The 14,523-nt window shown below is 67.8% G+C and carries 11 protein-coding genes; 5 read left to right on the top strand and 6 right to left on the bottom strand.

All coding sequences use genetic code 11. The features are described 5' to 3' along the window. The first annotated feature begins 14 nt into the window (after positions 1–14). Positions 15–3,665 (top strand): BREX-2 system adenine-specific DNA-methyltransferase PglX, encoded by a 3,651-nt coding sequence (pglX, locus tag IEZ03_RS16705; RefSeq protein ID WP_229808334.1) that lies wholly within the window; start codon positions 15–17, stop codon positions 3,663–3,665. 70 nt (positions 3,666–3,735) lie between these two features. On the opposite strand, the gene IEZ03_RS16700 is transcribed toward pglX, so the two are convergent. Genes IEZ03_RS16700 through IEZ03_RS16690 form a run of 3 tightly spaced genes read right to left on the bottom strand, consistent with a single transcriptional unit; the run spans position 3,736 to position 4,717 of the window. Beyond that, positions 3,736–4,311 carry a hypothetical protein gene (locus tag IEZ03_RS16700; protein ID WP_184883495.1) on the bottom strand — a complete coding sequence of 192 codons (576 nt, stop codon included), beginning with the start codon at positions 4,309–4,311 and terminating at the stop codon, positions 3,736–3,738. Beyond that, the gene (locus IEZ03_RS16695) at positions 4,305–4,562 is read right to left on the bottom strand and encodes a hypothetical protein (protein WP_184883497.1); all 258 of its coding nucleotides are present in this window, start codon (positions 4,560–4,562) and stop codon (positions 4,305–4,307) included. The genes IEZ03_RS16700 and IEZ03_RS16695 overlap by 7 nt, the downstream gene beginning before the upstream one ends. Positions 4,563–4,564: 2 nt before the next feature. Next, the gene (locus tag IEZ03_RS16690) at positions 4,565–4,717 is read right to left on the bottom strand and encodes a hypothetical protein (protein ID WP_184883499.1); all 153 of its coding nucleotides are present in this window, start codon (positions 4,715–4,717) and stop codon (positions 4,565–4,567) included. On the opposite strand from IEZ03_RS16690, the gene IEZ03_RS16685 reads away from it, so the two are divergent. Genes IEZ03_RS16685 through IEZ03_RS16675 form a run of 3 tightly spaced genes read left to right on the top strand, consistent with a single transcriptional unit; the run spans position 4,716 to position 5,907 of the window. Continuing rightward, the gene (locus IEZ03_RS16685) at positions 4,716–5,543 is read left to right on the top strand and encodes a helix-turn-helix domain-containing protein (RefSeq protein WP_184883501.1); all 828 of its coding nucleotides are present in this window, start codon (positions 4,716–4,718) and stop codon (positions 5,541–5,543) included. The genes IEZ03_RS16690 and IEZ03_RS16685 overlap by 2 nt on opposite strands. Next, the gene (locus IEZ03_RS38850) at positions 5,540–5,710 is read left to right on the top strand and encodes a DUF397 domain-containing protein (RefSeq protein WP_184883503.1); all 171 of its coding nucleotides are present in this window, start codon (positions 5,540–5,542) and stop codon (positions 5,708–5,710) included. The genes IEZ03_RS16685 and IEZ03_RS38850 overlap by 4 nt, the downstream gene beginning before the upstream one ends. Continuing rightward, complete coding sequence (locus IEZ03_RS16675; protein ID WP_184883505.1) at positions 5,707–5,907, top strand: DUF397 domain-containing protein; 201 nt, start codon at positions 5,707–5,709, stop codon at positions 5,905–5,907. The genes IEZ03_RS38850 and IEZ03_RS16675 overlap by 4 nt, the downstream gene beginning before the upstream one ends. 290 nt (positions 5,908–6,197) lie before the next feature. On the opposite strand, the gene IEZ03_RS16670 is transcribed toward IEZ03_RS16675, so the two are convergent. Beyond that, the gene (locus tag IEZ03_RS16670; protein ID WP_184883507.1) at positions 6,198–7,181 is read right to left on the bottom strand and encodes a phosphotransferase family protein; all 984 of its coding nucleotides are present in this window, start codon (positions 7,179–7,181) and stop codon (positions 6,198–6,200) included. After that, positions 7,178–9,592, bottom strand: coding sequence for an aminoglycoside phosphotransferase family protein (locus IEZ03_RS16665; RefSeq protein WP_184883509.1), 2,415 nt, complete (start codon positions 9,590–9,592; stop codon positions 7,178–7,180). Before IEZ03_RS16665 ends, IEZ03_RS16670 begins: the two co-directional genes overlap by 4 nt. A gap of 621 nt (positions 9,593–10,213) precedes the next feature. On the opposite strand from IEZ03_RS16665, the gene IEZ03_RS16660 reads away from it, so the two are divergent. Next, complete coding sequence (locus tag IEZ03_RS16660; protein WP_184883512.1) at positions 10,214–10,996, top strand: FkbM family methyltransferase; 783 nt, start codon at positions 10,214–10,216, stop codon at positions 10,994–10,996. Here IEZ03_RS16660 and IEZ03_RS16655 read toward each other — a convergent pair. Further along, on the bottom strand, positions 10,944–14,390 hold the full coding sequence (locus IEZ03_RS16655) for a phosphotransferase (protein WP_184883514.1): 3,447 nt from the start codon (positions 14,388–14,390) through the stop codon (positions 10,944–10,946). The genes IEZ03_RS16660 and IEZ03_RS16655 overlap by 53 nt on opposite strands. Positions 14,391–14,523 lie beyond the last annotated feature (133 nt).

Here is a 14,523-nt window from a genome sequence, read left to right as displayed (position 1 = left end):
TGTAACGAGTGAGCGTGGACAAGGCGGCCCTGCTGAAGGACCTCCGCAAGCAGGTCACCGCACTTGAGGACGACCTGCGCGCCTACACCGAGCCGGGGCAGCGGTTCCACGCCAAGCTCAAGGGCGAGTACGACCGTGCCCGTAACGCCCAGCGCACCGCGCTGGGGTTCGGTCAGTGGCGGGACGACCGCGTCACCCAGGCCGCCGTCGCCTGGATCCTCGCGACCGTGTTCGTGCGGTTCTGCGAGGACAACGACCTCATCGCCGAGCCGTGGATCGCCGGCCCCGGCGACCGCCTCGCCGAAGCCGACGAGCGTCACCAGCAGTTCTTCCGCGAACACCCGGACAAGAACGACCGGGACTGGCTCATCGCCGCCTTCGACCACCTCGCCGCCACGAACGAGACCGTCGCGGGCCTGTTCGACCGCGACCACAACCCGCTGTGGGAGATGGAGCCGTCCTACGAGCAGGCCGCCGAGCTGCTGAAGTTCTGGCGCCGCCTCGACCCGGACGGCCGGATTGTCCACGACTTCACGGATAAAGAGAACCTGGACACCCGCTTCCTCGGCGACCTCTACCAGGACCTCTCCGACCACGCGAAGAAGACGTACGCGCTCCTCCAGACCCCCGAGTTCGTTGAGGAGTTCATCCTCGACCTCACCCTCGAACCGGCCGTCGAGGAGTTCGGCCTCGAACCGCCCTGGAAGCACAAGCCCGCCGGATGGCCCGGCGACGAGCCCGTGGTTTATGGCCTCCGCACCATCGACCCGGCCTGCGGCTCCGGCCACTTCCTCCTCGGCATCTTCCGGCGACTCCTGGACAAGTGGGAGGCCCACGCCCCGGGCCTCGACCGCTGGATGCGCATCCGCCGCGTTCTGGAATCCGTGCACGGCTGCGACAAGAACCCCTTCGCCGCCGAGATCGCCCGCTTCCGGCTGCTCGTCGCCGCCCTCCACGCCGCAGGCGAAACCCGCCTCGACACTGCGCCCGCGTTCCCGATCAACGTGGCGGTAGGCGACTCCCTCCTCCACGGCCGAGGCGCAGTAGGTATCCAAACTGAATTGCAGGATGCGCTTTTCGAAAATGAGGGGAGTTTCTCCTATACTACCGAAGACGTAGCCGCCTTTTCTGGGCGCTGCGACTTGCTCGGAAGGCACACATACCATGTGGTTGTCGGGAATCCACCTTACATTAAAGTTAGGGATAAGCGCGAAAATGAAAACTATCGATCGGCATACAGTGCATGCATAAAGACCTACGCGCTCTCTGTACCTTTCGTTCAGCGTATTTTTGACTTGGCGATCTACGCCCACGACACCAGCGGGCCGGGTGGGTTTACCGGTCAGATCACATCAAACTCCTTCGCTAAGCGGGATTTTGGTGAAGCTCTGGTGGAAGGTTTCCTTCCTTCGGTGGATTTGACTCATGTGATCGACTCATCGAAGGCGCGCATTCCTGGGCACAATCAAGAGGGTACACCTACGATAATTCTGTGTGGACGCAGTCGCCCGTCCTCTCTAGGTCGCCGCGTCAGAGTGGCTCGTAGCATTCGGGGAGGTGACTCCTCGAATGGGGAAGTCTGGAGCGCAATCATTGCCCAGATTGATAGACCGGGAAGTGAGTCAAGTTGGATTAGTGTGGAAGACGTGCCACGAGACCATCTTGCACTACACCCGTGGTCGCTGAGCGGTGGTGCTGCGGAAAAACTTCTCGAACTTCTTAGCAGAGGGAACGAGACAGTCGGTGATGTGATACTTGACGTAGGGCGTACTACACATACTGGCTTGGATGACGCCTTTTACCTTCCACGCCAATCCGCGGGAACAAGGGAGTTGCTTGAGTGGTGCGCTCCCGTGGTCCAGGGAAGTCGCGTTAGAGACTACCAAATCAACGTTTCGACGGTGACCTTGTTCCCGTATGATGCATCGGGCGCACCTCGGGACCTTACCGTCAATGAAGAATATTTTCTGTGGCCCAATCGCACATCGCTCCGGGAGAGGGTGGACTTTGGAAACAAGCCGGAGGAAAGGGGGTTGCGATGGTTTGATCACAGTATGTTCTTTCCGCGGCGCTACCAGGCGAATCTCTCGATTGCGTTCGCCTTTAAAGCCTCTCACAATCATTTCGTGCTAGCACGGCAGGGTGTGCTCTTCAAACAGACCGCCCCAGCCATCATCATGGATTCTCGCTCGGGTGATGCGGATTGTCATTCCCTTCTCGGTCTTCTCAATTCTTCCACCGCATGCTTCTTGATGAAGTCGAGCGCGCAACACCAAGGCGGTGGTGCTTCGGCACATCCTTGGTCCTGGACCTTTGAGTTTCCGAGTGCACTCGTAAAAAGGATGCCACTCCGTCCCGGAGTTTCCCCAAGATTCGGGCTTGAACTGGATGGGCACAGCCAAAGGGCACTTGCCAGTTCTCTTGCACGCCTATTTGATTCAAGGTCCGCCTCGCAGGATGTACCCGGTCGCGAACTTCTCGCCAATCAAAAAGCTGCGTATAGCCGCCATCTAATGCAGATGATTTCACTGCAAGAGGAACTGGACTGGCATGTATATGGTGTCTATGGGCTTCTAGATCCAAATGAAAAGGAAGCCCTGACGCTAGGCGATTGTCTGACACCTCCGCCCATATGTGCCGGTGAGCGGGCATTTGAAATTGTTCTCGCCCGTCGACTTGCTAGAGGTGAAATTGAGACAGAATGGTTTCATCGGCATGACATTGAGCCGATAACTGAACTTCCTGGGCGTTGGTCGAAGGATTACAGGCGCGTAGTTCAGGCGAGAATCGATGCAATTGAGAGCAGGACCCGCGATATTGGGCTGATTGAGCAGCCCGAGTACAAGAGGCGGTGGGGCGGGGAGTCGTGGGAAAAGCAGGAAGAATCTGCTCTTCGGAAATGGATTCTACGTAGGTGTGAACACCGAGATCTTTGGTACGCGCTACGTGATGGTTTGCTGCAGCCGCGCACGCTGACGGTCAACCAGCTTGCGGACCAGTTCAAGGACGACGCGGACATGCAGAGTGTGGCCGCCCTGTATGCGTCCGACCACATGAAGAAGCGTGATCTTCCGTTGGCGAAGGTGCTGGCAGAGATCGTCGCAGACGAGCACGTGCCGTATCTCGCTGCGCTCCGCTACAAGGACACCGGGCTGCGGAAGCGCGAGGAGTGGGAGCAGGTCTGGGAACTCCAGCGCGAGGAGGACCGGACAGGGAGGCGGCTCGACATCGCGGTTCCGCCGAAGTACGCCCCGAAGGACTTCCAGAAGACGTCGTACTGGTCGCAGCGCGGGAAGCTCGACGTGCCGAAGGAGCGGTTCATCTCCTATCCCGGGGCGAGCCCGGAAGCGGATGACACCTTGCTTCTGGGGTGGGCCGGATGGGATCACAAGGATCAGGCGCAGGCCCTCGCCAACCTTGTTAACGACCGGGCCGAAGTCGGGGCCTGGGGTTCGGAGAAGCTCACGCCGTTGCTGGCCGGGCTGCTTGAGGTGCTGCCGTGGGTGAAGCAGTGGCACGGCGAGGAGGACCCCGAGTGGGGCGGCGTTCCGGCCGAGGAGTTCGAGGCGTTCCTCAACGAGCAGTTCGCTCGATACGAGCTGTCGGAGCAGGATCTCAAGAACTGGCGACCGGCCGCCAAGACGCGAGGACGCAAGAAGGCGTGAGACGGTCCTGACGGTTGGAAGCCGCGCGGCGGAGAGTCGGGGCGCTTCCCGGCCGCGCGGCGGCTTGTGGTCACCTGTTCGGATGGGCCTTGAGGACGGCCTGGACGAGGTTGTCAGGGTCGGCTGCGTTGACGATCTGCCATTGCGTCCCGCCGGGGATCAGTGCCCACCACTCCTTGGTGGAGAGACCCCACCAGCAGATGACGCCAGCGAAACGCTCTTGCAGCTTGGCGACGGTCACCGCCTGAGCCGGGTCCGGAGCGCTCGGGATGTCGGGGCATGTTGCGTCGATCGCCTTCGTCTGGTGAGTGCGGGCGGCGAGGATGGCCGTGACGAACGGGATGAGGATTCGGGTTATCCTCGCGGCGGCCATCCCCGGCCGGTGGTACGGGGCGAGGTTCTCGCCCGTGCTCGACTGGTACCACCACGTGTGAGACGCCGATTCATGGACGAGGCTGATGCTTTCCCCAAAATGGGGCACAGCGGGATCGAATACCCGAAGAAGCGGGTGCGGCCCGTCGTAGCAGCGGAGGGTTTGCCAGCCTTCGCGGATGACTTCCGTCGAGAGCCTGTCGAGATGGGTCGTTACAGAAGAAGTGGGGGACGACCCAGTACGGCTCTGCGATACGTTCCATCGCTTTACCATCGGTCCCACCTACTGCGCTGCCCCGTAGTGCGCTTGGTTACGCGATTGAGTTCGATGGTCAGCGCCTTGCGTAGTTCTTCTGCGCTGTTGCGTATAACGGTCGGCTCTACGCCGGCCCTGGGGTCGTGCAGAGTGGCGACCCAGTCGCCAAGCTTTCCGTCGTAGCGCGTCGCACGCCAGATGCGATGTCCCTGGAAGTCCTGGCGGAGTTGCGCCAACGCCTGGTCAGCGGGGTTGACGGGCGTGTCCATGATCAGTTTGTGCTTTCCAGTTGATTTCTCTCCGTTACCGCTTCCCAGCTTCCTGTAATCGCGTTATCTTCTGGAAGAGCAAGAAGCCCAAGGAAAGAAACTTCCCGGCGTGCGGTTAGAAAACCGTTCTGCTTTCGAATCTTGGAGGCTCCCATGCCCCGTCGTCCTCGCGACCCCGACGTGCCGTCCTCACCGGTCGAGTACTTCGGCGTCGAACTGCGCGCATATCGGGAAGCAGCCGGTATGTCCCGTCCCCAACTCGCCGAGAGGCTCGGGTACACACCTCAGTGGATCGGGCAGGTCGAGTCGGGCAAATACGGACCTTCAGAGGATTTCGCAAAAGACTGCGACACTTGCTTCAAGACGAACGGGACCTTCTACCGTCTCTGGGAGTGGATCCAGCGCTTCGGGCGCCTCGCGGTCCTACCCCCGGGCTTCCCGGACTTCATCGAGCGGGAACGTGAGGCGGCGGGGATGCACATCTTCGAGACGATGGTGATCACTGGCTTGTTCCAGACGCCCGAGTACGCCTATGAGGTGCTCAAGGAGGGAAGGGCGCGCGAGGAAGCCGAGCAACTCGTTCTTACCCGGATGGAGCGACAGGAGATCCTCACACGGAACGACCCGCCATACGTGGTGGCGATCTTCGATGAAGGGGCCATACGTCGTCCGGTTGGAGGAGCCGAGGTGATGAAGGGACAGATCAAACACCTCATAGACTTGGCGGAAGCGCATCACATTACGATGCAGTTCGTTCCGTCCACCAGAGGAACCTACGCGGGTCTTCCTGGCAACTTCACGATCATGAACTTCACCTCTGACTCGGACATCGTCCATGTCGGGGGATACCTGGGCGCGCAGCTTATCGATCACGTCGACGCTGTGCGTACGTATGGGATACAGTTCGATTTGATCAGAGGTGCGGCGATGTCCGCTGATGAGTCTCTGGAGTTGCTTCAAGCGAGCTTGGAGAGCCTATGAGGACGCCGCATGTTTCGGCGGTGCACTGGCGCAAGACTAGTCGCAGTGACTCCTCGGGAGGCGCCTGCGTCGAAGTTAGCTCCCTTGCCCGGTTGTGGGCTGCGCAGTGGCAGAAGAGCAGCTGCAGCGACTCACCAGTTGGTGATGTGTGGAGGTTGCTTCCGTGATTCCAGTTTCCGCGCAGTGGCGTAAGAGCAGCAAGAGTGACAACACCGGGGGACAGTGCGTCGAGGTGGCGGACTTGGTGGCGGCGGTGGCGGTGCGGGATTCGAAGGACCCGGACGGGCCGAAGCTGGTCTTCGGGCCCGGCGCGTGGCAGACGTTCGCGGGCCGCGTCAAGGGTGGACACCTCGACTTGAGCTGAGACCGAAGCAATCGAGAGTCCTCGGCCGTCCAGGTTGATGGCCGGGGCTCTCCGCGCTCGGGTCAGGCCGCGGAACCTGGAGCCGCCTGTGGCGCGCTGCTGACATGGTCTATCAGGGCCTGACGGGGAGCCTCGGCGGCCCGAGACGTCGAATGACGGCTACCCCTGGGCGAGTCACCGTCCGCCCATGACAAACCCGGGGCCTGTGCGGAGCGGTCCCCTCACCGTCAGCGGCCTGGGACGGAGACGCTGACCGGTGCGCGATTCCTTCTCGTAGTCCCGACCAACGTTCAGCGGGGGCGCAGGGCCTTTTCGACGGTGCGGTCGTCGATGGGTTCGGGGATGTGCCAGTAGGGGCGGGCCGCGTTCAGTTTGGCGGTCAGCGACTCGACGAGCTGGTGTTCCGGGTAGGGGTAGGGGCCGTTGCGGGCGAAGAGCTGGAAGTAGCGAACGGAGTCGACGATCGCCGACTTGATGCGTTCGTGGGTCAGGTAGGCGGCCAGGTCCCGCCGCCGCCCGGTGGTGTGGTCGGGCGGCATGGCCGCCTGCCAGCGGGTGATGAGTGCGTCCGTCTCCTCCGGCGGGTAGCCCATCTTGTGGATGTGGACGGCCAGGTCGTAGACGGGGTCGCCCCAGAGGGCGAGTTCCCAGTCGAGGAACGTGGTCGTGCCGTCGCCGACGATCATGTTGCGGCGGTGGACGTCGGCGTGGACACAGGTGAAGGGGCGCGGGGTGAGGCCACGCCACAGGTCGTCCACCGGTGCGAGCGGGTCGGTGGGGATCGCCAGGGCGGTGAACAGGTCGGCGTAGTCGGCGCTGAAGGTGTCGTAGACGCGCTGCGTGAGGTCGGACAGGCGTCGCGCGAAGGCGGTGGTGTCCTGGTCGGCCGGCCAGGAGGCGGGCATGTCCGGGAGCCGGGGAACGCGAGTGAGCTGGGTGAACAGCCCCACGACGTCGTCCAGGACGTGGGGTGGGACGGGGACGCCGCGCGGCGCCACGTCGTTGAGGACGTCACCCGCGATGAACTCGTGGACCTGGAAAGGCGGGTCGGCGGAGGTGTGGAGCAGCCGCGGGGCGGCCCGCACGTGCGGGGCGATGGCGGCGAGGACGCGGTCTTCGCGCCATGGCCGCAGGTCCATCGTGTCGGCGCCGTGGATCGGTATCCGGACGATGACCGGCCCCTCGGGGGTGTCGACCCGGATGTTGTCGTTGTAGTACCCGGCCGCGGAGTCGCCGTGCGCCCGAGCGCGCTCGTACAGGTCCCGCCAGTTCACCCGTCCTCCAGCATGGCCGTTACGAGCGCGTGCGCCTGCTCGTCCAGGTACCGCAGCAGGTTAGGCGGTCTGATCTGGGTGCAGGCCCGGTCGGTGACCGTCGCGGTGTGCTCGTCGGCCGCGCCGAGGACGTCCAGCAGGTGCCCGGCGACCATGAGCAGGGTGGGGTAGACCTCCGCGGCGACCAGCTCGGCGATGGCCCAGCGGGCGGACGCCACGGCGCTGGCGGTGTCACCTGTGCGCGCGTGGAGGAAGGCGCGGAACAGTTCCGCGCGGGCCCGGCCGGACCGGTAGTGCGCCCGTTCCAGGGCCTCGACGGCCGCCTGGAAGGACACGGCCGCCGGGACGTGCTGCCCGAGCCGGAATTGCGCAATGGCCAGAGCGGTGAACGCCTTGCCTATCTCGTGGTGGGCGCCGAGTTCGGTCTGCGCGTCGATGGCGTCGGCGGCGGCATCGAGAGCGCGGGACGGGTCGGTCCAGGCGAGCAGCTCGGCCCGGTTGGTCTTGACGTCGGCCTGGCCGATGATGGCGCCCGCCCGCGCGTAGAGCTCGGCGGCCACCTCCAAGGACCGGGCGGACGCGTCGAGGTCGAACCCGAACCGGTATCCGAGATGCTGGAGGCGGACCACGTCGCCGCGCAGCACCAGGTCGTCGTCCGGGGCGTCGGCGAGTATCTGCTGGGTGATGGACAGCGCGTCCCCGAACCGGCCCTGGCACATGTCGAGGTCCGCCATGCAGAAACCCGCCCGCAGGCGGACAGGACCGGAGTGGTGATCCCACACCTGACGGAAGAGGCGCTGCGCCTCACCGGTCGCACCGGCGATGCGGCGGCCGTGCGCGCCCGCCAGGGCGAGGCGCGCGCCCGGCGCGCAATCCAGCGGCCAGTCGATGGACGGGGTGAGCCGTATGGCGGCCTCTGCGTCCCCGAGAAGGACGGCCGACTCCGCCTCCAGGCAGAGTGCCGTCTGGGCGAGGTCCGGGTCGCCGGAACCCGCGTCCAGGAAGTCGCGCAGGTCCTGCGTTACGCCGTCGACGCCTTGCTTGCCGCCGTGTGACATGGCCTGGTCCGCATACGCGAGGATGCCCGCGCCGTCGAGGTCGCCCGCGTGCAGACCGCAGTAGGCGGCCTCGCGGACGGCCCGGGCGCGGGTGGCGACGCCGTCCTCGGCCGTGTGGTCGCCGTCGGCGCGGGAGTCCCAGACGTGCCGGAGCGAGGCATGGACGTCCCGGACGGTGTCCTGGGACAGCCTGGCGTGCAATGCGGCGCGCATGAGCTGGTGAAGGCGGCGGCCATGGGCGCCGGCCGGGTAGACGAACGAGTAGGCGGTCAGCGACTCCCAGGCCACCCGGTGCCGGGGCAGGTCGAAGGCGTCCGCGACGGCCTGGAAGATCTCATAGTCGAAGATCCGGGCGACGCTCAGCAGTTCGAGCGTGCGGATCTCATCGGGGGAGACGTGGGCCAGGAAGCGTTGCAGGATCTCCTCGGAGGAGACCGCCGCCGCCTGCCTGGCCGTCGTGCGGGTGTCCACGGCCAGGTGAAGGTAGAAGGGCAGGCCCTGGCTGGCGGTCGCGATCGCCTGGCGTGCGATGTGGTCGGTGATGCCGCCGTCCGCCAGCAGTTCCAGCCGGGCCGGCATCGGCAGGCCGTCCACGCGCTGGTGGTGGATCGCCTCGGTCCAGGCGGGGTCGTGTGCCGCCCAGGAGAGGGGTTCGCGGCTGGCCATGACGACCAAACCCCTATCGAGCTGGGCGATCAGGTCGCGGAGCCAGACGTCCTGGGTCAACGCGCGGCCCGACGGCGCCGGGGCGGGGACGAGCGCCTCATAGGCGTCCACGAAGATGATGTAGGGCCGGTCGGAGCCGTCCCGCAGATCCTCGGCGAAAAGGTAGGTGACGGCGTCGGCGAGTTCGGCGTTGGTGAGGTCGTCCAGCTGCCTGAGCGTGTCGTCGGACTTGATCCGCTGCCGCTGCCTCCTCCCGCTCGTGGCCTTGCCGAGCAGGCGCAGCAGACCCACGCCGGTGCCGAACACGGGGACGCCGGCCGCGCCGTCGAGGATCTGGGAAAGTGCTTCGCTCTCGTCCACGAACGGGAGTTCCTTGCTGGACAGCCGCAGGTGCGGATGGAGGCGCTGCCACAGGACGGCGTAGGCGATGTCGAAACGGTCGAAACGCACCCCCTGGCGGCCGAGTTCGACGCGCAGGACCGCCAGGGCGTCCTCCTGCTGCCGCATCGCGGGCACCTGTAGGTCGATCGTCGCGGTGCGGTGCGTCTCGGCGCTGCGCTGCTTGAGTTCCTGCAAGAGGCGGGACTTGCCGATGCCGCCGACCCCGACCACGTTGAACACGCACGGTGAGCCCAGCCGGGTTCCTAAGATCTCGGCGAACGCGGCCATCACCGCCTCCCTGTCCACGAACGGACGGTGCAGCGCGGCTACCCGCCGGAAACGAGGTTCGAGGGGCATGAACGTCTCTCCCGATGAGTACCGGTGGTTTCTTCCCACCCGCCGCGTTCTGGACGGCAACGAGTTCCGCACCGACCATAACGGGGCCCGGCGGACGGTGCATGGCGCGAGCGTGGTCGAGGCTCCGCCTGCCCCCCGCCCCGGTCGCGCCACCCCCACCGCCAGCCACGAACGCGCGTCGGGTCCTGTGTCCACTGGAGCCGCACGTGTCCGGCGATGAGGATCACGGGTGCGGGACGGGCCGGAGCGGGACGCGCGTCGGGCTCCCATCACGGGGCGGCCGGTGCCTGTGCGGGGGTGTTGAATCCACACGCGATGCCCGTCCACACGCGACGACTTCAGCGTGATGCTCGACGGGTTCCGCGCGATGGGCGGACGCCGGGTTCCGCCGGCCGGCGCCCGCTCGGAGGACCCGGTTCACCACCGTCCGATGAAAGTCGCACATCCGCGCGGTCGTGCGTCGTCCGTCAGGGCGGCTGACGAGCGGTCGGGGCGCCGCGCCGGGGCAGGATCCCGGGCGGGCCGGAGACGCGGTGTGCGGCGGCCGCTGCCGCTCGTATGTTGTCCGGTGTGCCCTACGACCTGATCGCCTACGGCGGCAACGCCGAGGACGTCGTGCTGATGCGCGCTTTCGCCGACCGCCGGGGCGGCTTCTTCGTGGACGTCGGTGCGGGGGAGCCCGTCAGCGGCTCGCTCACCAAGAACCTCGTCGACCGCCTCGGCTGGCACGGTGTGAACATCGAGCCGCTCCCGGAACGCCACGCCCGTCTTCTCGCGGCCCGCCCGCACAACACGACCCTGTGTCTCGCCGTGGGCGACGCCCCGGGCCGGGCGGCGTTCTTCCGGATCGTCCCCGGACCGGGCAAGACCGGCGGCGGCGGGCTGAGCACCCTGCGCAGGAACGTTCTGGACGCCCACCTCGCCGACGGGTGGCGCCACGAGGAACTCCAGGTCGAGGTCGTCGCGCTGGAGACGGTCCTGCGCTCGCACGCCGCGCCCGGCTTCGACCTGCTCAAGGTCGATGTGGAAGGCGCGGAGGCCGCCGTCCTCCGCTCGGCCGACCTGCGGGAATGGCGGCCGCGCGCGATCGTCGTCGAGGCGACGGTCCCGCTGACCCCGCGTCCCAGCCACCACGAATGGGAACCCGCCGTCCTCGCGTCCGGATACGGACTGGCCCTCTTCGACGGCCTCAACCGCTTCTACGTCCGCGACGACGAGCCCCGACTCCGCGAACGCCTCGCCGTCCCCGCCAACGTCCTGGACAACTACATCCCCTACGCCTGCGCGGTCCGGGCTGGTCTCACCGGGTCAGCGGGAGGAGACCGGGGTGGTGGTCGCGGAGCCATGCGATGATCCAGGCGCCGTCGCTCTCGTCGAGGCCGAGGGCCGGGACGTCGAAGAATCGGCGCAGGACCATCAGCGGCAGCAGGGCGTCGAGCGCCTCCCGGTCGACGGCCTCCGCGCCGTAGCCCTCGATCAGCGGCCCCGGCTCCGCGCCGCGGGGCATGTCGATGGCCAGCGCCCACGCCAGGTCGAGCATCGGCGGCCCGGCCTCGGTCGCCCCCGGATCGAGGACGCCGGTGAGGGCGTCCCCGTCGAACAGCGCGTTGTGCCCGACCGCCACGTCCCCATGGATCGCGGTCAGGGGCATCCCCTCGCACGCGGCGCCGAACAGCTCCGCGACGGCCTCGTAGGCGTGCGGGGCGACCCCGCGCGCCGACCCGAGCAGCACGCCCAGCCCGCCGGGCGCGTCCAGCCGGAGCCCGCCGCCCGGCGCCGCCGAATGCCACAGCCGCAGCTGCCGGCCCAGTTCCCGCTGCCGTCCGGGCGTCGGGCGGTCCGCCGCGCGGCCGGGAAGACGCTCCAGGACGGTCCACCAGGCGTCCCCGGCGGTTCCGAAGTCCAGCAGGCGAGGAGCCCGGACGCCCACCGCGGCCCGCAGCTCGTCGAAGTTCACGGCCGTCTCCAGCCGTTCGTGCAGCCGCCGCCGCACCTTCACGACCGTCCGGGGGCCGAAGACGACACCGTCGTCGAGGACGTGCCCGTCCCGGCCGTTGAAAGCGGGACTCGCCAGCCCGGCCCGGACCGCCAGGTCGACCTGCTCACCGGGCACCGGCCCCGTCTGGATCAGCGCCAGCCGGTCGCCGACGTCGAGCCGCCCGCACGCGGGCGCCCGCAACCGGCTGAGCTGTTCGCGCCACCGCCGGCGCGCGGTGTCCGGGTCGTCGAGCCACGGGATGCCGGTGAAATCGGACTCGAGCCCCGCCCACAGCCGGGTGATCGGAACCCAGACGGGCAGGCACCCCTCGCTCAGCTTCCCGGCGACGTCGGCGGCCTCCGCCGTCCGCCCGCCGGCCGCGAGCAGCAGGACCCGCAGCACCTCCACGGGCATCAGCTCCCGCGTCGCCCCGAGCTCCCCGAATCGCCGCTCGGCGGCCCGGAGCAGCTCGTCCGCCCGCCGCCGCTCGCCCCTGAACGCACGCGCGACGGCCTCGGCCATGTCGCACTGGGCGACCCCGATGAACTCGCCCACGGACGTGTTGAGGTCACGGGCCCGCGAGACCAGGGACAGGGTGCGCCGCGGGTCGCGCCACATCAGCGCGAGCAGCAGATGCCGCAGCGCCCGCGCCTCCCACAGCGGCGCATTAGTCTTCCGAGCCTCCTCCAGCGCCGACTCGAACAGCCCGGCCGCCTCGTCGAAGCGCGCGTTGTGCAGGGAGATGTGGCCGAGCATGTCGGCCACACGCGCCTTGTTCGGGCCCGAGCCGGACGCCCCCGTCATCAGCCGTGCGACCGCCTGGTAGTCGCTGCGGCGAATCGCGTTGTCGGCGAAGCCGAACCGCGCGCTCACACCGATCAGCGAGCCGTCGGGAGTGATCGCGGACACGTACTCGCCCGCTTCGGCCAGCCTGCCGATGAGGTGGGCGCCGGTGGCCAGCTCGTGCCGGTAGTAGTCGGCGAACGGGCCGGCCGGCTCGCCCACCAGGTCCCGCATCCGGTGGAAGCGGTCCTCGACGTTCATCTCCCCGCGCGCGGCCAGCCGCGCGACCGCCGTCAACTCGGCCAGCCGAGGGGAACCGGGCAGCTCGGGCAGCGACGCGAGGACCTGCCAGTGCCCGAGCACACTGAGGCTGTAGGCCATGTCGCCCAAGGCCGGGGGCAGCAGGCGGTGCTCGTGGGCGGCCCGCAGGACGAGCAGCAGCGCCGCCACGCACCGGCGGCTCCGCACCCCCAGCGGCAGCTCGTGGTCGTCGCCCTCGTCCCACACCTCCAGGGCGGCCCGCGTGAGGTGCCCGACCGCCAGTTCGGCGTTCTCCGTCCGCTCCGCGTCCGTCCAGCCGTCGACAGTGTGGGCATCGCACTCGGTCACGCTGCGCCGCAGGTTCTCGTGGAGCCGGAACGCGGGCCAGACCGTCTCGTCCCGCCGGACGAACGGGCGCTGCACGAACGCCTCGACCTGGCGGCGCCGGATGCCCGGCAGCACCGCGCGCAGAGTCTCCTCGTCGAACGCCTCCAGCAGCGCCGCCGCCCGCAGCAGGTCCCGGTCCTCGGCGGACAGGTCCCGCATGGTCCGCAGCACCAGTTCGGGGAATCCCAGGCCGAACACCTCGGCGGGCGGCGCCTGGCCCCGCGCGAGGTACTGCCCGAACAGCCCGGCGGACAGGTCGAGGTAGAGCGGCGACCCGCCGGAGCCCGCGACGATCCGCTCCCGGATCTCCGGCGTGATCGCCGGGCGTCCGTCCATCGTCAGCCGTCCGGTCAGATAGGACTCGGCCGAGGCGCGGTCGAACCCGTCGAGCCCGAGCTGATCCGCTCCGCTCAGCCCCGGCCAGCGCCGCTGCCCGCCGTACGTCAGCGAGGCGGCCCTGACCGGGTCGTGCCACCTGAGGGGCAGTCTGCTGGCCGCGACGAACACCACGTTCGGCATCAGGTACACCAGCCGCGACACCAGGTCCTCAAGCCCGCCGCGCTCGGCGGGCAGCGACTGGACGTTCTCCAGCGTGTCCAGCACGCACAGGGCCAGCGCCGGCCGTTTCCGCCGCGCCCGCTCCAGATCGGCGGCCAGCAGCACGGGCATGTAGCCGATCATCCGATCCGGGTCGTCCTCATCGAGGATCGGGTCGAGCGCGGGCAGTTCGCCGCGCAGCCGCTTCAGCCGCGCCTTCTGCGCGGTCGTCCTGCCCAGCAGGTTCAGCGCCCGGTACGCCACCGACACCGCGCCGAAACCGCCGAGGAGCTGATCGACCGTCCCGCTGACCTGATCGGCCATCCCCGATTGACCGGTCGCGCTGCCCCGCTTCAGGAACGCCGCCAAGTCCTCGCCCGGGTGCTTGCGCTCCCAGTAGACCGCCAGCGCCACGTCGAACGCGGGCCACGCCTTCGCCAGCGGCCCCAGCGCCGCCCGCACCCGCAGCAGCACGGCCTCGAAGCTCGAATTGGCCGCGTCGGCGAAGTCGAGTACCGTCCGCGCGCCGCGCTGCGGGAGGCCGGGCAGCTCGCCCGCCACCGCCAGGTCCGCGGCGTGCCGCGCCAGCGTCGACTTCCCGATGCCGCCCTCACCGACGACTGAGACGACGTTGGACGCCGGGCGCTGGAAGTCCAGCAGGTCCTCGACCGCGAGCGACCGCTCGCCGTGCTCGGCGAACCGCTGCCGCAACGCCTGTATCTGCTCTTCCCGGTCCGTGAAGACCTGCCGCGTCTCGAAGGGCGCACTCGGCCCGAAGTTGAAGAACTGGTCGACGTCCACCCCGATACCCGACCACAGCGCCGCAGGCGTTGACAACGAGAGGCGACCGGCGGGTGCAGGAACCCGGGGTCTTGTTCTCCTCGGTTCAGCCGGTGCCCGGGCACGCGTTGCGGCAGTCCGCGCGCGGGCCGCG

It is taken from the genome of Actinomadura livida (assembly GCF_014648675.1).
GTDB classification, from domain to species: domain Bacteria; phylum Actinomycetota; class Actinomycetes; order Streptosporangiales; family Streptosporangiaceae; genus Spirillospora; species Spirillospora livida.
The sequence above is the reverse complement of the archived record's forward strand: the minus strand, read 5'-3'. Positions and strand labels throughout refer to the sequence as shown.